Here is a 25544-nt window from a genome sequence, read left to right on the forward strand (position 1 = left end):
TAGGGGATTTACCCACTACAAATATTATAGAGCCATTTTTATTATCAAACTATACTATACTATATAGGGGGTATTGAAATGAAATTTTCTAATCGTTTACTGCTATTCCTTGCAGGAGTTGTTTTTGTCCTTTTAGCACTCTTTCTATTTACAGACCCAGTAGCTAATCTTGTTGCTTACAGCTGGTGGATTGCATTTGGTTTACTGGTTGCTTCTATAGCAGCTATTTTAGGCTATTTCTCTGTACCAAAAGTGCTTCGCTCACCAGCTCATCTTTTCCAAGGGATTGTTAATCTTCTCTTGGCTCTTTACCTCGTTGCCTATGGCTTTGTGACGCTACCAGTTGTCATTCCAACTATTTTAGGAATTTGGTTAATTGTAGAAGCCATTATAGCTTTCTTTAAAGGCAATCGTCTGGGATTGATTTTCCCTATTATTGGCAACTATATCATGTGGATAGCGTTGCTTGCATTTTTACTAGGTCTAGTGATTTTGTTCAATCCAGTAGCTACAAGTGTCTTTGTCGTTTATGTCGTTGCCTTTGCATTTTTAATTGTTGGTTTCACCTATATCCTTGATGCCTTTCGTAAATAATCTAGCTGCCATTTTGGGCATATTAAAAAAGCTGGGAAGTTACATTCTCAGCTTTTTATTTGCCTTCTTAGATCAGTCGGTAGAGCAGTAGACTCTTAAGCTATGGGGCGCAGGTTCGAGCCTTGTAGGGGCATCTAAATCAACAGGAAAAATCCTTGGTTGCAAGGCTTTTTTTGACGTCCAATAGCTTTTTGTAGCAAAGTATTTAAAAATAAAAGAGAAGAGAATCTCTCACTCTCTTCTCAGTATATCTTATTAAATTTAGTTTTTCTTAATCTACCTGATTTTCCTTTGCGACGACAAATTCTTTAACCAGTCGATAGATAACAGCAAATATCGGTGTAAAGAATATCATCCCAAGTAGTCCGAAAAGATTCCCTCCAATACTAGCAGCCGCAAGCGTGAAAATAGCTGGCAAACCAATAGACTGACCTACAACTCTAGGATAAATAAGGTTTCCTTCAATCAGCTGTATAACTTGATATAGAAGAAGAGAAAGTAAGGCTTGAGTAGGACTCACTGTGAAGATAAAAATCGCTCCCACAACACTAGCAATCATAGGCCCTACATAAGGAATGAACGATAGCACTCCTGCAAAGATACCTGTCATTACTCCATAGGGTATCCCAAACACGCTGTAACCAACCGCTATCATAACTCCTATGATAACTGCTTCAATCAGCTGACTCATCAAAAATTGGTCATAAGTCTCTAGTGCTACTTGTCCAATGTAAGTCAACTTTATCACCACCTTCTCTGGAAGAAAAACTTTTAGAAGTCGACTCGTCATCGCTGCCAAATGTTCCTTACTGGATAAAAATAAAAAGGTGAAGACTATAATCAAAAAGGCATTCATCAAACTTGAAAAAATATTGCCGATATTACTAGTCAGACCTGATAAAAAACCTATCAAAGCTTGGCTAATAGAACTAGATTGTCCCTGTATGCCTGATACGATAGTTGACAACATGTCTTTGGTTACAAATTCCGAGCTGCCTAGAAATTTCCCAAGTTGAGTAAGGACTGTTGAAAGGACTGTTCCCAGCTGACTAATAGTCTGAGCTAGGGTTGGCAGCACCAAAACCAAAAGAGCAATCACGATTAAGATAAGAGCTAGGAAAACAAGTACCATGGCAATCGGACGACGCAACTCTGCCTTTACCTTCAATTTAACTAAATACTGTTCAATTTTTTTCATAGGAACATTAAGCACAAAAGCAATAACAGCACCATAAATCAAGGTTGATATTACATCAAAGAGAGAGATTGCTCCTGATATAAAGCTCGATGCATTCAGAATTACAAGAGCAACCAGCCCTATAAAAAGGATTAACGGAGTATATTTTTTAACTAAGTTCATAAATTCTCCTTAATAAACATGTTTAGATACGACTATACTATTTGGTTTTTCAAACTCTCGATTAAGGTAGGCTTGGTAAGTTCCTGGAGCGATAAATCCTTTGGGTGAGAGGATATCGGTGCCAGCCTGACCGACTATGGTATCAGCCAAGAGCACACAGTTTGTAGATAAGACAAAGTAGGATTTAAACTTAGATTTGATAAATTTATAAAGTTCCCCATCTGTCTCATGTCTGATTTTATAAGCGTAGGTGTAGTCTTCCTTACCATCACCTGTCATGATTTTATCTGCACTTGGCTCCCATGGAATCGTCAGTTGTTTCAATTCAGCCAACTTTTTCTGAACTGCTTTTTCCATTTCAGGCGTCAAATCTATCCCATAACCAAAAAGCGTTTTTTGACTCTCACGTTTACATAGGTCAATGTACTTGTCACGATCACAGAAATATAAGACACCATCTCCTACCATGCCAAATAAGGTCTCAGAAGACGGATCATAGTTGCCATAAGAAATAACACGGCCTTGATAGCAGATATCCACATGACCAATTGCCGAAAACAGAGAGGTCTCAGCTGTATGAACAAAAATTTCAAGCTCCGCTGTCTTACCAGACTTCACCATTCCAAGATGGATATCTTCTTCCTCATCAGCATTTTCCAGCATAAATTTGTTAACTTTTGCTAAAGTTCTTGCAGGGATGAGAGCGGCTAGGACAATAGGTAAGCTAATTCTAATGCGACGTTTGAGATGGTTTTTCCCAATTTCCTCCTCAAACAAGAAACCGTCACGGATATTGGACACACCATAAAGGAAAAAATAAGCCCCTAATACAAAGAGTTGAAAGACAGAATTTCCTGTAGAGGACAAAAGACTAGTCCCACCAAGAAAAACTAGTACGAGTCCATCTAGTAAGAGACGAAAACGAGGTCGAATTTTGTTTTTGCGGTAGAGAACATAGGTGACAAGGTTGATAGTAGCATGAAAAATCTGATAAACTCCAATCACAAGAGCCAAAATATAAATCGGCACATCCGTCGCAAGATTCGAGCCTAGCAAATATCCCAGCACTAACAATTTAACCAGTGCAACTCCCAAGGTGTCCGTTGACTGACTTTTTTTGAAAATACGTAATACTAAATCTAAGACCGTTGCTATCCAAGCTAAAAACAGAACCAGTCGAATAACCGTTACTGGCAACCAAGTCCCCGTAACCATCAAGATAAGACCTAGCAGAACAAATAAGAAACCCTGAGCAAGTAATTTCTTACCTGTCAGACCTAAAGATAGAATTTTCGCCATATAAAAACCTTTCAACAATAAAAATTAAACACTCCGATTAAACTGACTAGTAAATAGCCAACACTACAAACAGCCTGTGCCAGCAACATATGGTGACTAGAAATGACTGTAGTAATGTCACCATCTTGTCTTATGCACTTCTAAAATTTGTTATATTGATTAGAAACCAGAGCTTATAAAAACTAGCTAAACTCGAGAGATAGACACAATTGCGACGAAAAAATGTATAACCAATTCAACTTGTTAAGGTAAGAAAGCATTATTTCCAATCTATTAATTATTCATCTATTACCTATTATGACACAATATTCCCTATAGTTCAACTTTTTACTTGTTTTTATATTACACGGACTAAAAAGTTTTCAACAGTTGATTGCATTTGTTTTAATAAGTTTTAACCTCTCTTGGTTAGATAAAAAAAGAACCATACAGTTTAGAATCTGTATGGTTTTTGCCCCACTTTTGTCCCATTTTTAAATCATGACATTGAAAATACCTAAAATCACTTATATTTCAATATTTTTAATTGCTCTCAATATGAAAGTCCTTTCCAAATCCCTGTAGGGGGAATCTAAATACAACAGGAAAAGCCTTGGAATCAAGGCTTTTTTGTGTAGTCTTAGCACTAAAAAACGATAGAAAAAAAACCCCTTCTGAACTGCACCCCAAAAGTTAGACAGAAAAAACCTAACTTTTGTGGCGCAGTTCATTCGCGCCACATAAAGTTATTTAAGCATATCCTTTTCTCTCATTACCATTTTCTGTTATAATAAATTGTACTTCTAAAATAGAAAGGTCTTAAGATGACAACTCTTATTAAACATAAACGTGTAGAATTTTCAGAACTTTTTTATGACCTAGTTTTTGTTTTTGCAATTTCAAAAGTAACTACTTTAATTGACCATCTTCATAACGGTATTTTGACTTGGAATTCTTTCCTTGATTTTTTCATTGCTACTTTGTTTCTCATCGATTCCTGGATGATTCAAACCGATTATACCAATCGCTATGGAAAGAACTCTTTATTTAACATAGTAATCATGTTTATCAAAATGGGAATTTTACTCTTTATAGCCAATATGATTGGACCTGATTGGCAACAATATTTTCATTATCTCTGTTGGGCTATTGGTACATTAACCCTTACCTTATTTTTTCAATATTTGGTTGAATTTTTTAGAAAATCAACCGATGATGCTAATCGGGAAAGTATCAAAGGTTTTCTATGGATAACAGGTCTAGGAAGTTTAGGATTCTATCTAGCAGCTCTTCTTCCTATTTACCTTAGAGTCTATATCTTATTTGCTAGTATTCTGCTAACATTTATTATGCCAAGTATCTTGCTTAATAAAGATAAGCATTACCAGGTAAATCTCCCCCATTTAATCGAGCGCATCTCCCTTCTTGTCATTATTATGTTTGGAGAGATGATTACGGAGCTAGCTAACTTCTTTACAATCGAGAATTTCTCGATTTATTCGGTTCTTTATTTCATTATTATGATTTCTCTGTTCTTGTTTTATTTTGGTCAATTCGACCATGCTATTGATGAAAAATCTAATCAAAAGGGACTATTTCTAATTTACAGTCACTATCCTATTTTCATTGGACTTCTTATGATGACCGTTTCGATGAGTTTTCTTCTGAATCCTGAAGCTAATCGTCTCTTTGCAACCAGCTTCTCTTATATCGGATTTGGCCTCTTTCAAGCTGCTGTCCTAGTAAATGGGCCCCATAACAAACACTATCTTCGCTATTCGAAAAGTTACTACTGTGTCCAAGCGACACTCTATCTGGCTGCCTTGATTCTCTCTTTAATCTTTGCTTCTAATCCTATAATAGTAGTGAGTATAACAACCATTTTAGCTCTAGCTATAGCCATTCATTTTATTTATTTTTATATGACACAGAATAAAAAATATTCCAAATCTAACTGGGGATTATTTTAATGAGTTTATAACATAAAAAAGCCTTGGAATCAAGGCTTTTTTGATTTCTATCTAAACTTTTTCATAAGGTATTTTCGTGCAGGTGCTTCAACTATTTGAACGATTTCAAATCCTTCTTTTTGATAAAGGTGCTGAGCTGCTTGATTTGCCTCGAAGACATTTAGAGAAATACTATCTATGTCTCCATTTTCAAAGACCAAACTAACAAATTTCCTTAAAGCCTGCCTACCTAAGCCTTGTCCCTGTTTCTGGGGATTGATAAAAAATCTCCCAATATGAAGATTACTGTCTTCTAGCCTGATTTTCTGGATAAGCCCCACAAACTCTTCTCCTTCAAAGATAGAAAAGATTCCTTCCAACTCTTGCAAAACTTGAATTGTCAGTGGAAAAGGAATCTTTGGTCCCATCCATTGTTCTTGAAAAGCCTTGCCGAGGGAGTTGGACCATTGGCATACGAGCTGGGCATTTTCTGTGCTCACATTTTCTTCAAAACGAATTGTCATCTTGACCTCACTATCTTGTTTATGTTTCTCCATTATACTACTTCTCCTATTTTTTACGAATAGATAAGTATGATTAATATTTATTTTTTTCTTGTCGGGAGCATTCTCGCTTCTTTTCTTGGTTTGGTCATTGATCGTTTTCCTGAGCGATCCATTATCCGACCAGCTAGTCATTGTGATTCTTGTCAGACTCGCTTGCGTCCCTTAGATTTGATTCCTATTCTCTCGCAGGTTTTCAATCGTTTTCGCTGTCGCTATTGCAAGGCTCGCTATCCATTCTGGTATGCTCTTTTTGAACTAGGCTTAGGAATCCTCTTTCTAGCTTGGTCTTGGGGCTGGCTCTCCTTGGGGCAAGTCATCCTAATCACTGCTGGTTTGACCTTGGGCATCTACGACTTTCACCATCAGGAATATCCCTTACTGGTCTGGATGACTTTCCACCTAATCCTCATGGTTTCCTCTGGCTGGGATCTGGTCATGATTTTCTTCCTTATCCTTGGAATGTTAGCTCATTTTATCGATATTCGCATGGGCGCAGGGGATTTTCTCTTTTTAGCTTCTTGCGCTCTCGTCTTTAGCGCAACAGAATTACTCATCTTGATTCAGTTTGCTTCTGCGACGGGCATCCTAGCCTTTCTCCTGCAAAAGAAAAAGGAAAGACTTCCTTTTGTGCCTTTCCTCTTACTCGCTGCTTGTGTGATTATTTTTGGTAAGCTACTGCTTGTTTGATAAAGTCCTGAATCGGCTCTCCTTCATGGAGAGCTTTTACGATTTTCGAACCAACGATAACACCATCTGACACCGCATTGAAGCGTTCTACATCGGCTTGACTAGATACACCAAAACCTGTTAAAACTGGGATGTCGGTCACTTGATGCAATTGTGCCAAGTGCTTGTCCAAGTCTGCACGGTAATTGCCTGATTTCCCTGTCACCCCATTGATGGCAACTGCATAGACGAATCCTTCTGCCCCTTCAATCAACTCTTTCTGGCGCTCAATTCCTGTGGTCAAGCTAACTAGGGGAATCAAGGCAATGTCTGTATCTGCCAAAAATGGTTCTACAAAGTTGGCATGCTCATGAGGCAGGTCTGGAATAATCAAGCCCTTAACCGCTGTATCTGCCAAATCTTTGACAAAGTTCTCCACACCGTACTGAAATAGGGGGTTGAAGTAGGTCATAATGACCAGTGGAATCTCTGTTTCAATGGTTTTCAAGGTTTCAACCAAAGCCTGTGTAGAGGTCCCGTGGGCTAAACTGCGCAAGCCAGCTTCTTCGATAACAGGTCCATCTGCAACAGGGTCTGAAAAGGGAATGCCCACTTCAATTGCAGAGGCACCCAAATCTTCTAAAAAGTGGATTGTTTCCCCAAGTCCATCCAAACCTTTTTCGTGGTCACCAGCCATGATATAAGGAACGAAAATTCCTTTTCCAGCTGCTTTTATAGCGTTTAATTTTTCTGTTAGTGTCTTAGGCATAAGTTTCTCCCTTCTTTACTGCATCTGCTTCCAAGCGGTCTTTGACTTGAACCACATCCTTGTCCCCACGACCTGATAGACAGACAATCATAGACTTTTCTGGTCCAAGTTCTTTGGCCAATTTCACTGCAAAGGCGATCGCATGGCTAGATTCCAAGGCTGGGATAATCCCTTCCACACGAGACAAGAGTTGGAATCCTTCCAAGGCCTCTTCGTCTGTCACAGGAACATAGCTGGCACGTTTGATATCGTGGTAGTGAGAATGCTCTGGACCGATACCAGGATAGTCCAAACCTGCTGAGATCGAGAAGGCTTCAAGAATTTGACCATGGGCATCTTGGAGCACATCCATGAGGGAACCGTGAAGGACACCCGGACGACCCTTGGTCAAGGTAGCTGCGTGATGCTCTGTATCCACACCAAGTCCTGCTGCTTCAGCTCCATACATAGCTACTGATTCATCTTCTACAAATGGATGGAAGAGACCGATGGCATTAGAACCACCACCAACACAGGCTACTAAGGCATCTGGTAGATTTTTACCTGTCAAGTCACGGTACTGTTGTTTAGCTTCTCGACCAATAACACTTTGGAAGTCACGAACGATTTCTGGGAATGGATGAGGCCCCAAGGCAGAACCAAGGATATAGTGGGTATCATCAATATTAGCTACCCATGAACGAAGGGCTGCATTGACCGCATCCTTGAGCACGCGCGAACCGTCTGTCACTGCCTCAACCTTAGCTCCCAAAAGCTCCATACGGAACACATTGAGGGCTTGGCGTTTGACATCGTCCTCACCCATGTAGATAGTACATTCCATGTTAAAGAGGGCTGCAGCAGTTGCAGTTGCCACACCGTGCTGACCAGCACCTGTTTCAGCGATAATTTTCTTTTTACCCATGCGTTTAGCCAGAAGAACTTGTCCCAAGGCATTGTTAATCTTGTGGGCCCCTGTATGGTTAAGGTCTTCACGTTTAAGATAAATCTTGGCTCCGCCGATATGCTGGGTCAAGTTTTTTGCGTAGTAAAGAGGAGTTTCACGCCCCACATACTGGCGCAAAAGTTGGTTTAATTCCTCTTGGAAACTTGGGTCTGCCTGACTTTCACGATAAGCCTTTTCCAACTCCAAAACTGCTGTCATCAATGTTTCTGGGACAAAACGTCCACCGAATTTTCCGTAAAATCCATCTTTATTTGGTTCTTGATATGCCATTCTTTACCCTCTCTATAAATCTTCTAATCTTTTCCTGATCTTTTTGTCCATCTGTCTCCACTCCGCTCGATACATCTACTGCATAGGGAGTAAAGTGTTGAATTGCTTTTACGACATTGTCTTCATTAAGCCCACCTGCGATAAAGAAAGGCTGAGTTAGTCCAATCGTATTCAGTTGACCCCAATCAAAGGTCTGGCCACTCCCAGCCACAGGGGCATCAAAGAGGAGATAATCTGACTGAGAATTGGGTACATGACCCTCTCCATCTACCTGCACAGCCTGAATACTGGCACAAGGCAAATTCTCAAACAAATCATCTGCCACCTGACTGTGAACTTGAACCAAGTCCAAGCCAACTTTTTCAATCGCTTCTAGCAATTCTGCCCGACTTGGTGAAACAAATACGCCAACCTTCTTAACATTAGCAGGAATGGGCTTTGCCAGCTCAGTAGCCTGATCCAAGGTCACCTGTCTTTTACTAGGTGCGAAGACAAAACCGATGTAGTCTGCTCCTGCTGAAACAGCTGTTTCCACCGCTTCTTTGGTAGATAATCCGCAAATTTTAACCTTTGTCAATCTGCAACTCCTTGATTCTCTGGGCTACATCTTCTGCCTGCATAAGAGCTGTCCCTACCAAAATTCCGTTAAAGTATGGTGCTACTCGTTCCGCATCCTGCCCTGTGAAAATAGCAGATTCAGAAATGTACAAGCAATCATCTTTGAAATGTTTAGCCAAATCTACACTGGTCTGCAAGTCGACCTCAAAGGTGGTCAAGTTGCGGTTATTAACCCCAATAATCTCAGCACCAAGCCTGTGGGCCACTTCTAGTTCAGCTAGATTGTGAGTCTCCACCAAGACTTCCAGACCAAGCTCTGTCGCGTAGTCATAGAGTTCCTTGACACGTTCTTCTGACAAGGCAGCGACAATGAGTAAGATAACTGTCGCACCAGCATTGCGAGCACGGATGATTTGCTTTTCATCGATGATAAAGTCCTTGTTGAGCGTTGGAATCTGTACCTGACTGGAAATCTCCTGTAGATAATCCAAATGTCCTTTAAAGAAAACTTCATCTGTCAGAACAGAAATCATCACTGCGCCGTTTTCTTCATAAGTCTGAGCCTGTTGCACAATATCCACATCTAGATTGATATCTCCCAGACTAGGGCTAGCCTTCTTGACTTCTGCGATTACCTGTAAACGGTCTTGATGTTGTTTTAGATAGTCAGCTAAGCGATAAGTCTGGCGCAGGGGCTGGACTTCCTCCAGCTCCATCTGCTCGACCTCACGCGCCTTCTGCTCTAAGATTCGTGCTAAAAATTCCTGACTCATTTTTGGTACTCCTGTAACAGTCTGAGTTTTTCAAGGGCCTTGCCACTAGCAATTACTTGACGGGCCAAGGCAACTCCTTCCTTGATACTAGCTACCTTACCATTAGCATAGAAACCAAGACCTGCATTTAAAACTGTAGTTTCCAAGAATGGACTTGGTTCGTTTTTAAGAACGCTGAGCAAAATTTCTGCATTTTCCTGAGCATTGCCTCCACGAATATCTTCGATAGCATAGCCTTCCATTCCCAAATCCTCTGGAGTAAAGCTTGACAAGGTGATTTCGCCATTTTCAAGAAGAGCAATCTTGGTTGTTCCGTTCAAACCAGCTTCATCCAGTCCTTCTGGCCCAGCAACCACGATGGCACGTTTGCGACCCATATTTTTCAAAACCTGAGCTGTACTTTCTAGAAGTTCTGGACGACTAATTCCAAGAAGCTGTGTTTCCAAGGCCATTGGGTGAATCAGGGGACCAGTCAAGTTCATAATGGTTGGAATTCCCAATTCCAAACGAGCTGGCATGATGTATTTCATTGCTGGGTGCATATTTTTAGCAAAGAGAAAGACGATTCCAGTTTTATCAAAGACCTTACCTAGTTCAGCTGGTTTGAGATCTAGGTTGATACCCAAGGCTTCGAGGACATCTGCAGAACCAGATTTAGAAGAAATCGAGCGGTTACCGTGTTTGGCCATGTGAACACCGCCACCAGCCAAGACAAAGGCTGCAGTTGTGGAAATGTTAAAGCTGAAGGATTTGTCTCCACCTGTACCACAGTTGTCCATGGCATCATGAATTTCAGTTGGAATGTGTTGGGCATGGCCTCTCATGACTTGAGCAATGGCTGTGCGCTCTTCAGGTGTTTCCCCCTTCATCTTAAGAGCCAAAAGGAGAGAAGCAATCTGCGCCTCCGTTACACGGCCAGTTACGATACGCTCAATGACATCCGTCATTTCCACACCTGATAAATTTTCAAATTTTGCTAGTTTTTCAATAATCTCTTTCATCCTAGTTTCCTCACTTTACAACCTTCTCGATAAAATTCCGAATAGAAGACAAGCCATCTGGCGTTCCAATGCTCTCTGGATGGTACTGGAAGCCATAAATCGGTAGATTTTTATGTTGAATTCCCATGATGGCTTGGTCATCAGTCGAACGAGCTGTCACTTCAAAGTCTTCTGGCATTTCTTCAATCAAAATACTGTGGTAACGCATGACTGCACGGCCATCCTCGATACCTTGATACAGAACAGATGGCGCTTCAAAGTTGATATTGCTCTGTTTCCCATGCATGACTTTGGGAGCCAAGCCTAGCTTACCGCCAAAGACTTCTGCGATAGCTTGGTGGCCCAAACAAATCCCAAGAATCGGCTTCTTGCCAGCAAAATCACGAATCATGTCTTCCATCTTTCCAGCATCAACTGGCCAACCAGGACCGGGCGAAAAGACCAGACCATCTGCTTTTCCAGCTTCTTCATACAGCCTGGGATCATCATTTCTCAAGACCTGAACTTCTGCAAAATTCCCAATGTATTGGGCCAAGTTATAAGTAAAAGAATCATAGTTGTCAATTAATAAAATCATGGTCTTAGTTCTCCAATTCTAGTCATAGATTTTGCTTTGTTAATGGTTTCTTGGTATTCGTTTTGGGCAATGGAGTCGTAGACAATCCCTGCCCCAGCCTGCACATAAGCTGTTTGATTTTTGAGAATCATCGTTCGGATGGCAATGGCGAAATCCATATCACCCGTCGCAGACAAGTAGCCGATTGCTCCTGCGTATACGCCACGTTTTTCTGTTTCCTGTTCATAAATGCGTCTCATCGCTCGAATCTTTGGTGCTCCTGAAACGGTTCCAGCAGGAAGTGTTGCTTTCAAAGCATCCATGGCAGTGAGTTCTGGAAGCAAACGCCCCTTGACCACACTGGTCAAATGCATGACATAACGGAAAAGCTCCACTTCCATATACTTAGTGACTTGGACACTGGCCGTTTCAGAGATGCGACCAATATCATTACGTCCCAAGTCTACTAACATCCGATGCTCTGCTGTTTCCTTCTCATCCGAAAGCAGGTCTGTCGCCAAATCCTTATCTTCTTCATCCGTAGCGCCTCTTGGTCGTGTCCCTGCAATCGGATTGGTTGTCACGATGCCATTTTTGACAGAAACCAAACTTTCTGGACTAGCTCCGATGATTTGATAATCCCCAAAATCATAGAAATAAAGGTAATTAGAAGGATTAGTCACGCGGAGATTTCTGTAGAAGTCAAATGGATTTCCAGTAACTTCTGCTGAGAAGCGCTGACTGAGTACACATTGGAACATATCGCCATTACGAATCAAGTCACGAGCTGTTTCCACCATTTCCTCAAACTTCTGAGGAGCGATATGGGGTTTGAAGTCCAGTGGAGATAGATCCAAGTCTTCAAATTCATTTGGAGCAGGAATGCGTAATTCCTCAAGCACTTGGTTCAAGGCTTCTTCCAAGTCTTCTTGGCTACGCTCACTATAAAGAGCATCCTCTATGACATGGATTTTTTCCTTCTTGTGGTCAAAGACCATGTAACTCTCATAGACGAAGAAATGCATGTCTGGAGTTCCAATTGTATCTTCAGGAATTTGACCAATTTCTTCATAAAGCGAAATCATATCGTAGCCAACAAATCCAATGGCTCCCCCACCAAAAGGTAGGTCTGAATGGTGCTGGTTCTTATGAGTCACTTCATAAAGGAAATCCAAGGGATCCCGATCAATCACTTGACCATTTTGATAAAGAACTCCATTTTCAAACTTAATCTCAAAAACTGGATTATAGGCTAAGATAGAAAAACGAGCGGTTTCCTTGTCTCTCGGAATACTTTCTAAAATAACCTTGTGTTGCCCCTTTAGACGCATATAAGCCAAGATTGGTGATAAGACATCTCCATGAATGATTCGTTCCATTGTAATTTCCCTTTCGATTTTTTTCTTTGTAGACTTTTAGTCTTGATTTATGATTTTTTTCTATTTCCCTTAAATAGTGCGGACGGGAGCAACTTTCTTCGAAATTTCATCCCTAATTTTTGAGCCTTAGGTCTCAAAAATTCCGTTCTAGAGAAGCATCTTTGCTTCTCTAGAATACCACTATGGCGGGAAATATCTTTTAAAAGCTCACTTCGTTCGCAAATTTTTTGTAGCAGTCTGTTTAATGATTAAAAATAATTTAAAACTGAATAACTGGACCTATAATAAATATATAAAAATCCCCACGCAAAACAACTTGCGTGAGGACGAAATTCGCGGTGCCACCTCAATTATAGGATTTCTCCTATCTCTCATTCCTGTCTCAGATACCTCCTGTAACAGGCTGTGCGATAAAGGGCACTCCCTTGAGAATTATGTTTTCTTCTCTCGTTTTAGATGGACCCAACCTTACAGTTTTCTCTGCTTGTTTCCAGCAACCACAAGCTCTCTGTGAGAGAAAGGAATGTAATTTTTCCATCTATTATTTTTTAGCTTCTAGGTAGTCTGCAATCGCAGCTACGTCCTTGTCTCCACGACCAGAGACATTGATGATGATAATCTCATTTTTACTTAGTTTTGGTGCACGTTTAACTGCTTCTGCAATAGCGTGTGAACTTTCAATCGCTGGGATAATTCCTTCTGTCTTGCTGAGAAGGAGCAGGGCTTGAACAGCTTCTTCATCCGTCGCAGCCACATATTCCACGCGACCTGAGTCTTTGAAGTAGGCGTGTTCTGGGCCAACACCTGGATAGTCCAAACCAGCTGAGATAGAGTAAACTGGAGCCAGCTCTCCATCTTCCTTAAAGACTGCATAGGTCTTCATTCCGTCGACAATTCCGATACTACCTTTTGTCATAGTAGCTGCGTGCTTGTCTGTATCAAGCCCATGCCCAGCAGCTTCAACCCCAACCAATTTGACTTCTTCATCAGCCACATACTGAGAAAAAGCACCGATGGCATTGGAACCACCACCTACACAAGCAATAACGTAGTCTGGTAAACGACCTTCTTTTTCTAAGATTTGACGGCGAGATTCTTCACTGATGACCTTTTGGAACTCGTGGACAATTGTAGGATAAGGGTGAGGACCTACAGCAGATCCCAGAACATAGAAGGCTTCAAGGTCATTCATCCATGCTCCAAAGGCTGCATCAACCGCATCCTTAAGAGTTCGTGTCCCCGTTTCAACTGCGTGAACAGTTGCTCCCATCATCTCCATACGGAAAACATTGAGACGTTGACGCTCCACATCTTCTGCTCCCATGTAGACATCACAAGCCATACCAAACTTGGCTGCAGCTGCTGCAGTCGCAACACCGTGCTGACCAGCTCCTGTCTCTGCGATAACTCGTTTTTTACCCATACGTTTAGCCAGAAGAATTTGCCCTAAAACGTTGTTGAGTTTGTGAGAACCAAGGTGGTTAAGGTCTTCGCGCTTGAGATAAATCTTAGCTCCACCTAAGTGGTCTGTCAAACTTTCCGCAAAATAGAGCGGTGTTTCGCGACCGGAATAGTCCTTCAAGTAATGGCGAAATTCTGCCAAAAACTCTGGATCATCCTTATACTTGTCAAATGTCACTTCCAACTCATCCAACAAAGCCTGAATCGGCTCCGGTACAAAACTACCACCAAATTGTCCAAAATAACCTTTAGTTGTCATAAAAATTTCCTCTTTCTGTATTGGTTCCAAGATATGAAAAAAGCCCACACACAGAAAATACTTCCATGTGAGGGCGTTGGTAACGCGGTGCCACCTCAATTATAAAGGGACTATCCCCCTTTACATCTCTGCCTTGTCTAACAACAAGTTGCACTGTAAGGTGTGCGCACCGAATTTTCATTGTTTCAAATTCATTTTTAAAATCAGCCCACTTTCACTACTTCCAACCACCTGTTCACAATGACCACAGGCTCCCTGAAGATCAAAAATAGTTACTTTTCTGATTTGTTGAACTTATTTTAATACTTTACTTTTTCTTTGTCAAGACTTTTTTACGATTTTTTTGATAAAGTTAGCACTTTTTCAGAAACTGTTTTGAAAGTCTCAATGATATAGTCCACTTCTTCATCACTTAATTTAGTGTGAAGAGGGAGGGTAATTTCATTTTCAAAGAAGGCATAGGCCTTAGGATAGTTCGCCATGTCAAAACCAAGATTCTTATAGGCTGTCAAGAGCGGAAGCGGTTTGTAGTGTACGTTACTTGCAATTCCTGCTTTGGCTAATTCTTGGATGATAAGATTGCGGTCCTCTAGGCTAGCACCTTCTACATGGGTGATGTAGAGGTGACGTGAAGATTCGACAGTTTCAGTCTTGTGTACTAAAGGATGGATGCGAGAACCTGCAAAACCACGATCATAACGGTCCACGATGTCCTTACGACGTTGCAATAAACTTGGGTAGCGGTCCAATTGTACCAAACCAAGCGATGCCATGATATCGGTCATGTTGCACTTGTAGGCTGGTGTTACGATATCGTATTCCCATGAACCCAATTGCATCTTGGCAAGAGCATCCTTAGTTTGCCCGTGAAGAGAAAGGATTTGGAATTCCTTGTACATTTCTTCGTCGTCAATCGCTGGATTGGCTTTCCAAGTGGCACTTCCACCCTCTGCTGTTGTAAAGTTCTTAACGGCATGGAAAGAGAAGGAAGTAAAGTCAGCGATAGAACCAGCTGGTTGTCCTTTATAAGTAGATCCCAGAGCATGGGCACTGTCAGAAACAATCACAATACGGTTAAAGACTTTTTGCCACTTGCTTGAAGCGATAAAGAGGTCACGTTTCTTCTCCACAACTTGGAACAAACGGTCATAGTCACAAACGATCCCTGCAAGCTCTACTGGAATGATCACTTTAGTTTTTTCAGTGATAGCTTGCTCAAGCAGGTCATAGTTCATCTCAAACGTATCTGCTTGGATATCCACCATGATAGGAGTCGCCCCTACGTGAGTGATAACACTACATGAAGCTGTATAGGTCATGGCTGGAACGATGACTTCATCACCAGGTCCTACTTCCAAAACGCGTAAAATCAACTCCAGAGCGGCAGTCGCAGAGTTTAGGCAGACAGTCTTAGGAGTCTGTGTGTATTGAGACAAGCGACGCTCCAATTCTTTGGTCTTAGGACCAGTTGTAATCCAACCAGAACGCAGGGTATCCGCTACTTCAGCAATTTCTGCTTCCGTAATATCGGGTGGTGAAAATGGAATATTGTAATTTGGCATTGATTTGCTCCTTTTATCTGTACTCATTCTCTCATGACTACTTTATTTTAGTACTTCAAACACGGTTTGAAACATAATTTTGATGTCTCCAAGGAAACTAAATTCTCGGAGATAGGCGAGGTTATAGCGCATCTTTTCAGGAAGAACGTGCTCTACATAGGCTTGGTCAACTGACAGACCTTTTTCGGTCATTTGACTGATGATAGTATCCTCATCCTTGTAGTTGATGCTGGCTGGAGAGGTAATACCTGCTGGCAAGAGCAAGGTCGCCATCATTTCAGGGCTATACTGCTCTGTGTAACGTGGCACTTCAGGTCGTGTACCAACAAAGGACATTTCGCCTTTAAGGACATTGACCAACTGAGGCAGTTCATCCAAACGCACACGGCGGATGAAATTGCCAACCTTGGTAATTCGGCTATCGTTAGCAGAAGTCACCAGACTTCCTTTTTTGTCTGCATCTGTCACCATGGTACGGAACTTCCAAATCTTGAACCGACGGTTGTACTGGGTCACGCGCTCTTGCTTGTAAATCACTGGCCCCTTGCTATCCAACTTGATCCAAATGCTCAAGATGAGAAAGATAGGAGAGGTTAGAACTAGTAAGACCAAGGCTAGAACCCAGTCCAAGCAACGCTTGAAAATCAGCGAACCCTTCCTTTTAGAGACAAGCTGGTAGTAAGACTCAACCTCGCTTGATTTCATTTCCACGGGCAAGTCTTCCCATTTCAGCATGCTGTTTCTCCTTTGTTTTTATTATACTATTTGTCAACATTTTTCATTATACCACAAAATGGAAAAGGCGGTGAAAGAAATCTGTAATTTGAAGGATTTCCTTCTTACACTCAATGAAAATCAACGAGTATTAGGCCATGGCCCCTGCCTGCAAACTATACATCTTGTGATAGGTTCCTCCCAGAGCCAAAAGTTCCTCATGGGTTCCGCTCTCGATGATGCGCCCCTTGTCCAAAACGTATATACAGTTGGCATCTTGGATGGTCGAAAGGCGGTGGGCAATGGCAATGGTTGTCCGCCCCTGTCTCATCTTAGCTAGTGAAGCTTGAACCAAACTTTCTGTTTCAGAGTCAATATTAGCTGTCGCTTCATCCAAAATCAGGATTTTAGGATGACTGGCGACTGTTCTAGCAAAGGCAAGAAGCTGGCGCTGACCAGTAGAGAAGCTCGACCCACGCTCGGAAACAGGGGAATCGTAGCCCAAAGGAAGTTCCTGAATAAAGGAATCTGCATCCACGAAGGCTGCCGCATCCTGGACCTGCTCATCACTGATTTCTTGGTACATGGCGATATTGGACTTAATGGTTCCATGATAGAGGAAGGGCTCCTGCAAGACCAGCCCGATATTTTTTCTCAGCTCTTCCTGACTGTAGTTCCTGATATCCACATCATCCAAGAGAACTCTCCCTGATTGAAATTCATAAAAACGCATGAGGACATTGATAATAGACGATTTCCCAGAACCTGTATGCCCTACAAAGGCAATGGTTTCACCCTTATTAACAGAGAAAGAAATATCATCCAGAATCGGATGTTTGCCATCATATGAGAAACATACGTGTTCAAAACGGATATTGCCTTCTTTGATCTCAGCTTGGCCATTTTCTTGAAGGGGCTCATAGTTCCTCTCATCGATTAAGGCAAAAACACGGCCTGCAGAAACCATAGACGTTTGAAGGGTTGAAAAGTTTTGCGTCACCTCAATCAAGGGATCAAAGAGGCGATTGATATACTGGATAAAGGCATACATGGTACCTGCTGTTATTCCCAGATAAAGTCCACGGTAGCCAAAATAGGCCATCAAGACAGCATAACCTAGAAGTTTCAGCAAACTCATGGCAGGGCGCAAAAAGAGGGCATCCAAGGCTACAGAACGGTTGGCATAGTTCAAGTGTTCTTGGTTGATTTCATCAAATTCTGCCTGCAGGCGCTTCTCTTGATTAAAGGCCTGGATAATCCTGATTCCCTCGATGTTTTCGGCCAGCTTGCTATTGATATCTGACAAGAGACTTCTGGTTTTCTCAATGATTTTCACTGATTTTTTCCGATAGAGATTGACCAAAAGGAAAATCAAGGGGAGAAAGAGCAAGACTAATGCTGTCAAACGAAAATCCAATACCAACATGGTATAAAGTGTTGTCAGAAAGATGAAAACTGCTGAGATAAAGCTAGATAAAATCCCCGAAAACATATCACTAATAGTCTCGGTGTCATTTGTCAAACGAGAGACGATAGAGCCTGCTGGCGTCTTGTCAAAATAGGACATGCTCAGCTTTTCCATATTGGCAAAGGCATCCCGACGAATATCCCTAACAATACTGTAGGACACCCGTGCAAAGAGAAGATTGCCGACATACTGGACCAGAGTTTGTAGGATATAAAGGCCATAGTAGACCAGCAAAACGGTCACAGCGAGTTGGTTGAGATTGCTCAGATACTGGTCAATAAAGTGGGAAGCCACAAGGGGAATGACACTTTTAATGACCGTAGTCGCTAGGAGAAAACTTAGTGCCAAAAAGGTCAGGAGTCCATAGGGCTTGAGATAGGACATCAAGCGCTTCAATACAGCCCATTGTTCTTTCTTATTCTGCATCTTCTTCTCCTTTCATTTCCAACTGCTGAGACTGGTAGGTTTGGGCATACCAGCCATCCATGGCTAGCAGATCTTCATGCGTACCCCGTTCGATAATGTGACCATTTTGCAGAACTAAGATCAGATCTGCATGGACAACTGCACTAAGGCGATGAGCTGTGATAATGGTTGTCTTGTCCTTTCGCGTCTCCTTGAGGTTGTCAATAATGGCATACTCTGTCTTAGCATCTACAGCCGACAAAGAATCATCTAAAATCAAGATATCAGGGTCTAAAATCATGGCCCGACTCATGGCCAGACGTTGCTTTTGACCACCTGAGAGACTGACTCCCTTTTCACCAATCAACGTATCAAATCCTTGGGGCATGGCTACAATATCTTGATAAACTTGGGCTAACTTGGTCACTTCCTCGACTGCTGAAAGAGGCAAATCAGGATTTCCAAAGCGAATATTGTCTAAAATCGATGTCGCAAAGAGAAACTGGTCCTGAGGAACATAGCCCATAAGACTGCGAAGGTCTGTCAAACGATAATCGCGAATATCGTGACCGTTTAGGTAAATAGCACCCTTATCCACATCGTATTCACGCAAGAGAAGCTTGATCAAGGACGTTTTTCCAGAGCCTGTCTGACCAACCAAGCCCAAAGTTTCCCCTTTTTCTAAACTAAAGTGGATATCCGTCAATGTTTCATCATCTTCAAAAGCAAAACTATCAATATTGTACTCCAGGCGCCCATTTTCAATGCCATCTAAAGGAAACTCGGGGTCTTGTACAGGTGATTTCTGAGACAACAGTTCCTCAATCCGCTGGTAGGAAACCTTGCCTCGCTGAGTAATATTAAAGAGGAAACCGATGGCCATAAGAGGCCAAACCAGCATATCCAAGTAGCTGATAAAGGTGACCAGATTTCCAACGGTGATTTGCCCTTTCTGAACCATCAAAGAACCGACCAAAAGAGTTAAAACGTAGGACGAACCAACAAACAATAGAACCATGGGATCAAAGAGGCTATCGTATTTCATGGTTTGGAGGTTCTTTTGGAAGGTCAATTCATTGACTGCCTGAAAGGACCTCAACTCGTCTGCCTGATAACCGAAGGACTTGGTTACTTTGATACCTGATACAGACTCCTGCACCTTGTTATTGAGTTCAGAAAAGGCAGCTTGCGATTCGCCAAAAGCCTTGTGAGTCTTTCTGCCTAAACGACTAGTCGCATAAGCCATTAAAGGTAGGGGTAAAATGGCAACTAGAGTCATCTGCCAGGAAATGCTAAAGAGCATGGTCAGCAAAGTCACCAAAGCCGTGATAGAGGCATCAACCGCTGACATGACACCTCCACCTGCGAGACGAGTCAAGGCATTGATATCGTTGGTTGCGTGCGCCATCAGGTCCCCCGTCCGATAGGTCTGATAAAAGGCTGGAGACATTTTTGTGAAATGCTCAAACAAGCGAGACCGCATAATCTGCCCCAAACGGTAGGAAGTTCCAAGGATATACATACGCCAAACATAACGCAGATAGTACATCCCAAAAGCCGCAAGAAGCAAATAAAATAAGTCAAGAAGGAGGTCCTGCTGGGTTAATTGTCCCGATGTGATAGCATCAATGACCCGCCCCATGACCATGGGGGGAATGAGATTAAGGACGGAAACCAAGACCAGGGCCACAATTCCGACTAGATAACGGCGTTTTTCTAACTTGAAAAACCACCAAAGTTTTTGAATAATGGACATAAAATCCCTTTCTGATTGCAAATAGAAACCTGAGGCCAAGACCCCAGGTTTTTCTTATTCATAGGTTACGACTGTAACGGCACCCTTGTCATACTCAGCGATAAAGATATTAGCTACATTGTCATGTCCTTGCTTGTTGAGGTTATCAAGCAACCACTCTTCGCTACGACCAATCGATTCCAAAACATCTACTTGGATCACACCGTCAGTCACAACTGGATACTTAGGATTTTCATCTCCCATTTGGACCACGATGAGTTGGCCATTTTGCTCTTGCACAGCTCGTTTAACTTGCTTCATCTGGAAAATTCCTTGGCTACGAAGTTTGAGAGCAACATCTGCCGCAGACAAACCAACTGAACGACAGGCTTCTGGGTCAATCTGCCCATTTTTGATGAGCAGAGTCGGTTTACCATCAATCAAGCGTTTGACAAAACGAACATTGTTATTGAGCCATTTGAGGGTCAAGACCAAAATCGTCCACATCATCAAAATCACTGCATACTGGAGAATACTGATAGAACTATTGTAAATCACCCCACCAATGATACCACCGAGAACATAGTTCTGAATTTGGTCTGTAGCAGAGTTAGGTGCTAGATTCCCCTTTCCTGTCACATTGATAACAAAAACAAGCGAGAAAAGACCCAAGGCCAGTTTGATTAAAATTTCCATGTAGTTGAGTGTCATTTGTTTACCTCCACCAATTCAATAGCGTCTGTTTGATGCAATTCTAATTTCTCTAAAAGATACTTGTCTGGTTGGCTCCCGTTCATGGCACGATAGAAATTTGAACCTACCTTGATAAGTGCTCCATCAGTGGCAACTGAAGTATTGACATAAACTTCTGATTTATCCACTCCCAAGTCTTTAGAAATGACCTCTATGAAATGAAGGGAAGTTTGAAATTGATTGTTAGAGGCTTGATTGGTCTGGTATTTTGAGATTGTTACCAAAAGCATGGCTACCAAAGTCAAGGCCAAAATCATGACCAATTCACGAAACTTAGTTCCCTTTTTATCACGATAAGCCTTAAAAGCAAAAAATCCTGTGATAGCTAGGAGCACAATCCCAAAGCCAATCATGATTCCATTTTGTTGACTGATTTGGCTAAGTACATAGTCATATGAGTAAAATTTCATTTATTTTCACTCCCTTTCATAAAATCATTCTTAATTATAAACGAAAGAGAGTGATTTTTCAAGCCATACGTTGGGGAAATGGACCTTTTTTTGGTATAATAAAATCTATAATCTGAATGAAAAAGGTAACTTTATGAAACTCATCTCATGGAATATTGATTCCCTCAACGCAGCCCTAACGAGTGACTCAGCTCGTGCCAAATTATCCCAAGAAGTCCTACAAACCTTGGTCGCTGAAAATGCTGATATTATCGCTATCCAAGAAACAAAGCTTTCTGCCAAGGGGCCTACAAAGAAACATCTGGAAATTTTAGAAGAACTCTTTCCAGGCTACGAAAACACCTGGCGCTCTTCCCAAGAGCCTGCCCGTAAAGGATACGCTGGTACCATGTTCCTCTATAAGAAAGAACTCACACCCACTGTCACTTTTCCAGAAATCGGTGCCCCTTCTACCATGGACTTGGAAGGCCGTATCATTACTCTAGAATTTGATAAATTTTTCGTGACCCAAGTTTACACTCCAAACGCTGGAGACGGTCTCAAACGCTTGGAAGAACGTCAAGTCTGGGATGTCAAATATGCGGAGTATTTGGCTGAACTAGACAAAGACAAACCAGTCCTTGCAACAGGTGATTACAACGTAGCCCACAATGAAATCGACCTTGCAAATCCTGCTAGCAACCGCCGTTCACCAGGGTTTACAGACGAGGAACGTGCTGGATTTACCAACCTCTTGGCAACTGGATTTACGGATACCTTCCGTCATATTCACGGCGATGTCCCTGAACGTTACACTTGGTGGGCACAACGTAGCAAGACTTCAAAAATCAACAATACAGGCTGGAGAATCGACTACTGGCTCACAAGTAACCGCATCGCTGACAAGGTGACCAAGTCTGATATGATTGATTCTGGTGCTCGTCAAGACCACACACCGATTGTCTTGGAGATTGAACTCTAAGGAGAAAGCTAATGGACTATCAAGCTGTCATCCCCGAATTTGTGGTATCCAACATCGAAAAGTCGCGCTACTTCTACTGTGACTTGCTGGGCTTCTCTGTCGAATACGAACGCCCCGAGGAGAAATTTCTGTTCCTCTCCCTTGAAAACTGCCAACTCATGTTAGAAGAAGGCGACGCAGAAGGATTAGCTCAGCTGACTTATCCTTTTGGGCGTGGTGTCAATATTTCCTTTGGCATTGAGGATGTTCCTCAGCTCCACCAAAAACTGCTGGAAGCTGACTATCCCATCCATCGTCCCCTGACAAAAAGAGAATTTCGAGTGGGAGATAGTTTTATTTATCCCCATGAATTTGCGATTTTGGATCCAGATGGTTATTTTTTAAGATTTAGCGAGTAGAATAATAAAGATTGGGAAAAAGTCTTTAAAGTTAGAAAAAGGCATATTGTCAGGTGTTTAAAAACCTAATAATATGCCCTTTTATGATGGAAAAACCTTCTAAATGTTAGCCAATAAGTTAATTTTTCCCCATTTTTATTATATTTGTTCGTTTTTTAAACCAAAAACACTAACAAAATATTTGATTTCTAAAGTTATTTAGTGTAAAATAAAAACATTGGCTCAAGCCTATTTAAAATTGAATATCATTTTACTTGTTTATGTCGTGAATTGGCACGACGTTTCTACAAGGTGCCGGAACACCTAACAATAAGTAAGTCAGAAGTGAGGTATGGTCGTTTTTGCCATGCCTATTTTGGGGACTTGCTTAGAGATTAAGTAGGTCCTTTTTCTATCAGTTTTACTGGATAGAAATCTGAAACAAGCAAATGGATTAGCTTTTAGACTTTAGGAGGTCTTATGAAATTATTAGAAGAGCGCATCCTCAAGGATGGGCATATCTTGGGTGACAACATCCTCAAGGTGGATTCCTTTTTAACCCACCAAGTTGACTTTAGCTTGATGAGAGAGATTGGTAAGGTTTTTGCGGAAAAATTTGCTTCTGCTGGCATTACCAAGGTCGTAACCATTGAAGCGTCAGGTATTGCCCCAGCCATTTTTACAGCGGAATCCTTAAACGTTCCCATGATTTTCGCCAAAAAAGCTAAGAACATCACTATGAACGAAGGAATCTTAACTGCCGAAGTTTACTCCTTTACCAAGCAGGTAACCAGCACCGTTTCTATCGCTGGAAAATTCCTCTCACCAGAGGACAAGGTCTTGATTATCGACGATTTCCTTGCTAATGGCCAAGCTGCTAAAGGCTTGATTCAAATCATCGAACAAGCTGGTGCCACAGTCGAAGCTATCGGTATTGTGATTGAAAAATCCTTCCAAGATGGCCGTGATTTGCTTGAAAAAGCAGGCTATCCTGTTCTATCACTCGCTCGCTTGGATCGTTTTGAAAATGGTCAAGTTATTTTTAAGGAGGCAGATCTCTAATGCAAACTCAAGAAAAACATTCGCAAGCAGCCGTTCTTGGCTTGCAACACTTACTAGCTATGTACTCAGGATCCATCCTGGTTCCCATCATGATTGCGACAGCTCTTGGCTATTCAGTTGAGCAGTTGACCTACTTGATTTCCACAGATATCTTCATGTGTGGTGTGGCAACCTTCCTCCAACTCCAACTCAACAAATACTTTGGAATTGGACTACCAGTCGTTCTTGGAGTGGCCTTCCAATCCGTCGCTCCCTTGATTATGATTGGGCAAAGCCATGGTAGTGGCGCTATGTTTGGTGCCCTTATCGCATCAGGAATTTACGTGGTTCTTGTTTCAGGCATCTTCTCAAAAGTGGCCAATCTCTTCCCATCTATCGTAACAGGATCTGTTATTACCACGATTGGTTTAACCTTGATCCCTGTCGCTATTGGAAATATGGGAAATAACGTTCCAGAGCCAACTGGTCAAAGTCTCTTGCTGGCCGCTATTACTGTTTTGATTATCCTCTTGATTAACATCTTTACCAAAGGATTTATCAAGTCTATCTCCATTTTGATTGGTCTGGTTGTTGGAACTGCCATTGCTGCTAGCATGGGCTTGGTTGACTTCTCTCCTGTTGCAGCAGCACCACTTGTCCATGTCCCAACTCCACTCTACTTTGGAATGCCAACCTTTGAAATCTCATCTATTGTAATGATGTGTATCATCGCAACGGTGTCTATGGTTGAGTCGACTGGTGTTTACCTAGCCTTGTCTGATATCACGAAAGACCCAATCGACAGCACGCGCCTGCGCAACGGTTACCGCGCAGAAGGTTTGGCCGTACTTCTCGGAGGAATCTTTAACACCTTCCCTTACACCGGATTTTCACAAAACGTTGGTTTGGTTAAATTGTCAGGTATCAAGACTCGCCTGCCAATCTACTACGCAGCTGGTTTCCTGGTTCTCCTTGGACTCCTTCCTAAGTTTGGCGCCCTTGCCCAAATCATTCCAAGCCCTGTCCTCGGTGGTGCCATGCTAGTGATGTTTGGTTTTGTATCTATTCAAGGGATGCAAATCCTCTCCCGTGTTGACTTTGCTAACAATGAACACAACTTTCTTATCGCAGCAGTTTCCATCGCTGCAGGTGTCGGACTCAACAACAGTAATCTCTTTGTCAGCATGCCGACAGCCTTCCAAATGTTCTTCTCAAACGGAATCGTCGTAGCCAGCCTCCTCGCCATTGTCCTCAATGCCGTATTAAATCATAAAAAGAAATAAGAAAAAGAGGTGTGAACCTCTTTTTTGTTTTTCTATATTCTTACCTGTCTTTCTTCTGACCGCTGGCCTGTGACAAACATGGTAAAGGTTGCCTTGCAGACATTTCTGCCTTCTTGATTGGTGATATCAACATCCACTACACAGGTTGTGCGACCTTGATGGACACATTCTCCTTTAATAGTCAGCACATCGTCGAGTTTTCCTGCTTTGAGGTAGTTGATAGAGGATTGGAGCGTCACTCCATCTAGTCCTAGCGAGATGACTACCAAACCACTAATCTGGTCACAAAGGGTAAAGAGATAGCCACCATGGGCATTGCCATAGTAGTTGAGAGACGAGTCCACTACTTTTGTCGTTACCACAACGTGACCATCTCTCATTTGTTCTATTTCGTAATTTTCAAAGGCAGATATAGCGTCAAAATGAAAATCTTTCATCGTTTCCTCCTGA

General features: G+C 42.0%; 25 protein-coding genes, 1 riboswitch and 2 other annotated features. Of the genes, 7 read left to right on the plus strand and 18 right to left on the minus strand.

Features of this window, described 5'->3' with window-relative positions; translation table 11 throughout:
- Positions 1–78: 78 nt before the first annotated feature.
- Entirely contained in the window at positions 79–594 is a 516-nt protein-coding gene (locus tag ABKJ27_RS07160) for a DUF308 domain-containing protein (RefSeq protein ID WP_410011594.1), read from the plus strand.
- A gap of 271 nt (positions 595–865) precedes the next feature.
- Here ABKJ27_RS07160 and ABKJ27_RS07165 read toward each other — a convergent pair whose 3' ends face one another.
- Both ABKJ27_RS07165 and ABKJ27_RS07170 read right to left on the minus strand, forming a co-directional pair.
- A complete protein-coding gene (locus ABKJ27_RS07165; protein ID WP_410011595.1) occupies positions 866–1954 on the minus strand; it encodes an AI-2E family transporter in 1089 nt (362 codons plus the stop codon).
- A 9-nt stretch (positions 1955–1963) separates the two neighbouring features.
- Positions 1964–3253, minus strand: coding sequence for a DUF308 domain-containing protein (locus ABKJ27_RS07170; RefSeq protein ID WP_410011596.1), 1290 nt, complete (start codon positions 3251–3253; stop codon positions 1964–1966).
- An 803-nt stretch (positions 3254–4056) separates the two neighbouring features.
- Between ABKJ27_RS07170 and ABKJ27_RS07175 the strand changes: the two genes are divergently transcribed.
- Positions 4057–5202: a low temperature requirement protein A gene (locus tag ABKJ27_RS07175; RefSeq protein ID WP_150922471.1), complete on the plus strand. Its 1146-nt coding sequence runs from the start codon at positions 4057–4059 to the stop codon at positions 5200–5202.
- A gap of 47 nt (positions 5203–5249) precedes the next feature.
- Here ABKJ27_RS07175 and ABKJ27_RS07180 read toward each other — a convergent pair whose 3' ends face one another.
- The gene (locus ABKJ27_RS07180; protein ID WP_265471982.1) at positions 5250–5705 is read right to left on the minus strand and encodes a GNAT family N-acetyltransferase; all 456 of its coding nucleotides are present in this window, start codon (positions 5703–5705) and stop codon (positions 5250–5252) included.
- Positions 5706–5774: 69 nt separating this feature from the next.
- On the opposite strand from ABKJ27_RS07180, the gene ABKJ27_RS07185 reads away from it, so the two are divergent.
- Positions 5775–6434 carry a prepilin peptidase gene (locus ABKJ27_RS07185; RefSeq protein WP_410011597.1) on the plus strand — a complete coding sequence of 220 codons (660 nt, stop codon included), beginning with the start codon at positions 5775–5777 and terminating at the stop codon, positions 6432–6434.
- Here the strand turns inward: ABKJ27_RS07185 and trpA are convergent.
- The 14 genes from trpA to ABKJ27_RS07255 all read right to left on the minus strand — a co-directional run bounded on the left by trpA (position 6406) and on the right by ABKJ27_RS07255 (position 21432).
- Positions 6406–7182, minus strand: a complete 777-nt coding sequence (trpA, locus tag ABKJ27_RS07190; RefSeq protein WP_084926225.1) for a tryptophan synthase subunit alpha — start codon at positions 7180–7182, stop codon at positions 6406–6408. The two genes, ABKJ27_RS07185 and trpA, sit on opposite strands and share 29 nt — an antisense overlap.
- Complete coding sequence (gene trpB, locus ABKJ27_RS07195) at positions 7175–8398, minus strand: tryptophan synthase subunit beta (RefSeq protein WP_410011598.1); 1224 nt, start codon at positions 8396–8398, stop codon at positions 7175–7177. Before trpB (ABKJ27_RS07195) ends, trpA begins: the two co-directional genes overlap by 8 nt.
- On the minus strand, positions 8376–8975 hold the full coding sequence (locus ABKJ27_RS07200; protein ID WP_410011599.1) for a phosphoribosylanthranilate isomerase: 600 nt from the start codon (positions 8973–8975) through the stop codon (positions 8376–8378). Before ABKJ27_RS07200 ends, trpB (ABKJ27_RS07195) begins: the two co-directional genes overlap by 23 nt.
- Positions 8962–9729, minus strand: coding sequence for an indole-3-glycerol phosphate synthase TrpC (gene trpC / locus ABKJ27_RS07205; protein WP_410011600.1), 768 nt, complete (start codon positions 9727–9729; stop codon positions 8962–8964). The genes ABKJ27_RS07200 and trpC overlap by 14 nt, the downstream gene beginning before the upstream one ends.
- Entirely contained in the window at positions 9726–10730 is a 1005-nt protein-coding gene (gene trpD / locus ABKJ27_RS07210; RefSeq protein ID WP_102211401.1) for an anthranilate phosphoribosyltransferase, read from the minus strand. Before trpD ends, trpC begins: the two co-directional genes overlap by 4 nt.
- 10 nt (positions 10731–10740) lie before the next feature.
- Complete coding sequence (locus ABKJ27_RS07215; RefSeq protein WP_000601916.1) at positions 10741–11307, minus strand: aminodeoxychorismate/anthranilate synthase component II; 567 nt, start codon at positions 11305–11307, stop codon at positions 10741–10743.
- Positions 11304–12665, minus strand: a complete 1362-nt coding sequence (trpE, locus tag ABKJ27_RS07220) for an anthranilate synthase component I (protein WP_070526726.1) — start codon at positions 12663–12665, stop codon at positions 11304–11306. The genes ABKJ27_RS07215 and trpE overlap by 4 nt, the downstream gene beginning before the upstream one ends.
- Positions 12666–12984: 319 nt before the next feature.
- Positions 12985–13210 (minus strand) — a binding site (T-box leader).
- Positions 13207–14385, minus strand: coding sequence for a tryptophan synthase subunit beta (trpB, locus tag ABKJ27_RS07225; RefSeq protein WP_410011601.1), 1179 nt, complete (start codon positions 14383–14385; stop codon positions 13207–13209). (Overlaps the previous feature by 4 nt.)
- Before the next feature lie 66 nt (positions 14386–14451).
- Positions 14452–14677, minus strand: a binding site (T-box leader).
- Between the two features lie 40 nt (positions 14678–14717).
- Positions 14718–15947 carry a DegT/DnrJ/EryC1/StrS family aminotransferase gene (locus ABKJ27_RS07230; protein ID WP_410011602.1) on the minus strand — a complete coding sequence of 410 codons (1230 nt, stop codon included), beginning with the start codon at positions 15945–15947 and terminating at the stop codon, positions 14718–14720.
- Positions 15948–15989: 42 nt separating this feature from the next.
- Positions 15990–16682, minus strand: a complete 693-nt coding sequence (locus tag ABKJ27_RS07235) for a sugar transferase (RefSeq protein WP_061087659.1) — start codon at positions 16680–16682, stop codon at positions 15990–15992.
- A gap of 130 nt (positions 16683–16812) precedes the next feature.
- On the minus strand, positions 16813–18555 hold the full coding sequence (locus ABKJ27_RS07240; protein ID WP_410011603.1) for an ABC transporter ATP-binding protein: 1743 nt from the start codon (positions 18553–18555) through the stop codon (positions 16813–16815).
- Entirely contained in the window at positions 18545–20290 is a 1746-nt protein-coding gene (locus ABKJ27_RS07245) for an ABC transporter ATP-binding protein (protein ID WP_410011604.1), read from the minus strand. Before ABKJ27_RS07245 ends, ABKJ27_RS07240 begins: the two co-directional genes overlap by 11 nt.
- Before the next feature lie 54 nt (positions 20291–20344).
- Positions 20345–20980, minus strand: coding sequence for a DUF421 domain-containing protein (locus ABKJ27_RS07250; protein ID WP_000174447.1), 636 nt, complete (start codon positions 20978–20980; stop codon positions 20345–20347).
- Positions 20977–21432, minus strand: a complete 456-nt coding sequence (locus ABKJ27_RS07255; RefSeq protein ID WP_410011605.1) for a DUF3290 family protein — start codon at positions 21430–21432, stop codon at positions 20977–20979. The genes ABKJ27_RS07250 and ABKJ27_RS07255 overlap by 4 nt, the downstream gene beginning before the upstream one ends.
- Before the next feature lie 133 nt (positions 21433–21565).
- Here ABKJ27_RS07255 and ABKJ27_RS07260 point away from each other — a divergent pair, with 133 nt between their 5' ends.
- The 4 genes from ABKJ27_RS07260 (at position 21566) to ABKJ27_RS07275 (ending at position 25094) form a co-directional block, all read left to right on the plus strand.
- Complete coding sequence (locus ABKJ27_RS07260; protein ID WP_410011606.1) at positions 21566–22393, plus strand: exodeoxyribonuclease III; 828 nt, start codon at positions 21566–21568, stop codon at positions 22391–22393.
- Between the two features lie 11 nt (positions 22394–22404).
- Positions 22405–22791, plus strand: coding sequence for a bleomycin resistance protein (locus ABKJ27_RS07265; RefSeq protein WP_410011607.1), 387 nt, complete (start codon positions 22405–22407; stop codon positions 22789–22791).
- Positions 22792–23025: 234 nt separating this feature from the next.
- A riboswitch (purine riboswitch) is annotated at positions 23026–23121 on the plus strand.
- Between the two features lie 129 nt (positions 23122–23250).
- On the plus strand, positions 23251–23832 hold the full coding sequence (locus ABKJ27_RS07270) for a xanthine phosphoribosyltransferase (protein ID WP_000770412.1): 582 nt from the start codon (positions 23251–23253) through the stop codon (positions 23830–23832).
- The gene (locus ABKJ27_RS07275) at positions 23832–25094 is read left to right on the plus strand and encodes a nucleobase:cation symporter-2 family protein (protein ID WP_410011608.1); all 1263 of its coding nucleotides are present in this window, start codon (positions 23832–23834) and stop codon (positions 25092–25094) included. Before ABKJ27_RS07270 ends, ABKJ27_RS07275 begins: the two co-directional genes overlap by 1 nt.
- Positions 25095–25126: 32 nt before the next feature.
- Here ABKJ27_RS07275 and ABKJ27_RS07280 read toward each other — a convergent pair whose 3' ends face one another.
- The gene (locus ABKJ27_RS07280) at positions 25127–25531 is read right to left on the minus strand and encodes a PaaI family thioesterase (protein WP_000651224.1); all 405 of its coding nucleotides are present in this window, start codon (positions 25529–25531) and stop codon (positions 25127–25129) included.
- Positions 25532–25544 lie beyond the last annotated feature (13 nt).

The organism is Streptococcus sp. KHUD_011 (assembly GCF_046352925.1).
GTDB lineage: Bacteria > Bacillota > Bacilli > Lactobacillales > Streptococcaceae > Streptococcus.

Coding starts and splice junctions, on each gene's coding strand:
- ABKJ27_RS07240 (WP_410011603.1), bottom strand. CDS start 18,555: ATGCAGAATAAGAAAGAACAATGGGCTGTATTGAAGCGCTTGATGTCC.
- ABKJ27_RS07165 (WP_410011595.1), bottom strand. CDS start 1,954: ATGAACTTAGTTAAAAAATATACTCCGTTAATCCTTTTTATAGGGCTG.
- trpB (WP_410011601.1), bottom strand. CDS start 14,385: ATGACAACTAAAGGTTATTTTGGACAATTTGGTGGTAGTTTTGTACCG.
- ABKJ27_RS07215 (WP_000601916.1), bottom strand. CDS start 11,307: ATGATTTTATTAATTGACAACTATGATTCTTTTACTTATAACTTGGCC.
- ABKJ27_RS07245 (WP_410011604.1), bottom strand. CDS start 20,290: ATGTCCATTATTCAAAAACTTTGGTGGTTTTTCAAGTTAGAAAAACGC.
- ABKJ27_RS07275 (WP_410011608.1), top strand. CDS start 23,832: ATGCAAACTCAAGAAAAACATTCGCAAGCAGCCGTTCTTGGCTTGCAA.
- ABKJ27_RS07185 (WP_410011597.1), top strand. CDS start 5,775: ATGATTAATATTTATTTTTTTCTTGTCGGGAGCATTCTCGCTTCTTTT.
- ABKJ27_RS07255 (WP_410011605.1), bottom strand. CDS start 21,432: ATGAAATTTTACTCATATGACTATGTACTTAGCCAAATCAGTCAACAA.
- ABKJ27_RS07250 (WP_000174447.1), bottom strand. CDS start 20,980: ATGACACTCAACTACATGGAAATTTTAATCAAACTGGCCTTGGGTCTT.
- ABKJ27_RS07175 (WP_150922471.1), top strand. CDS start 4,057: ATGACAACTCTTATTAAACATAAACGTGTAGAATTTTCAGAACTTTTT.
- ABKJ27_RS07270 (WP_000770412.1), top strand. CDS start 23,251: ATGAAATTATTAGAAGAGCGCATCCTCAAGGATGGGCATATCTTGGGT.
- ABKJ27_RS07180 (WP_265471982.1), bottom strand. CDS start 5,705: ATGACAATTCGTTTTGAAGAAAATGTGAGCACAGAAAATGCCCAGCTC.
- trpA (WP_084926225.1), bottom strand. CDS start 7,182: ATGCCTAAGACACTAACAGAAAAATTAAACGCTATAAAAGCAGCTGGA.
- ABKJ27_RS07170 (WP_410011596.1), bottom strand. CDS start 3,253: ATGGCGAAAATTCTATCTTTAGGTCTGACAGGTAAGAAATTACTTGCT.
- trpD (WP_102211401.1), bottom strand. CDS start 10,730: ATGAAAGAGATTATTGAAAAACTAGCAAAATTTGAAAATTTATCAGGT.
- trpE (WP_070526726.1), bottom strand. CDS start 12,665: ATGGAACGAATCATTCATGGAGATGTCTTATCACCAATCTTGGCTTAT.
- ABKJ27_RS07235 (WP_061087659.1), bottom strand. CDS start 16,682: ATGCTGAAATGGGAAGACTTGCCCGTGGAAATGAAATCAAGCGAGGTT.
- ABKJ27_RS07265 (WP_410011607.1), top strand. CDS start 22,405: ATGGACTATCAAGCTGTCATCCCCGAATTTGTGGTATCCAACATCGAA.
- ABKJ27_RS07280 (WP_000651224.1), bottom strand. CDS start 25,531: ATGAAAGATTTTCATTTTGACGCTATATCTGCCTTTGAAAATTACGAA.
- ABKJ27_RS07260 (WP_410011606.1), top strand. CDS start 21,566: ATGAAACTCATCTCATGGAATATTGATTCCCTCAACGCAGCCCTAACG.
- ABKJ27_RS07160 (WP_410011594.1), top strand. CDS start 79: ATGAAATTTTCTAATCGTTTACTGCTATTCCTTGCAGGAGTTGTTTTT.
- trpC (WP_410011600.1), bottom strand. CDS start 9,729: ATGAGTCAGGAATTTTTAGCACGAATCTTAGAGCAGAAGGCGCGTGAG.
- trpB (WP_410011598.1), bottom strand. CDS start 8,398: ATGGCATATCAAGAACCAAATAAAGATGGATTTTACGGAAAATTCGGT.
- ABKJ27_RS07230 (WP_410011602.1), bottom strand. CDS start 15,947: ATGCCAAATTACAATATTCCATTTTCACCACCCGATATTACGGAAGCA.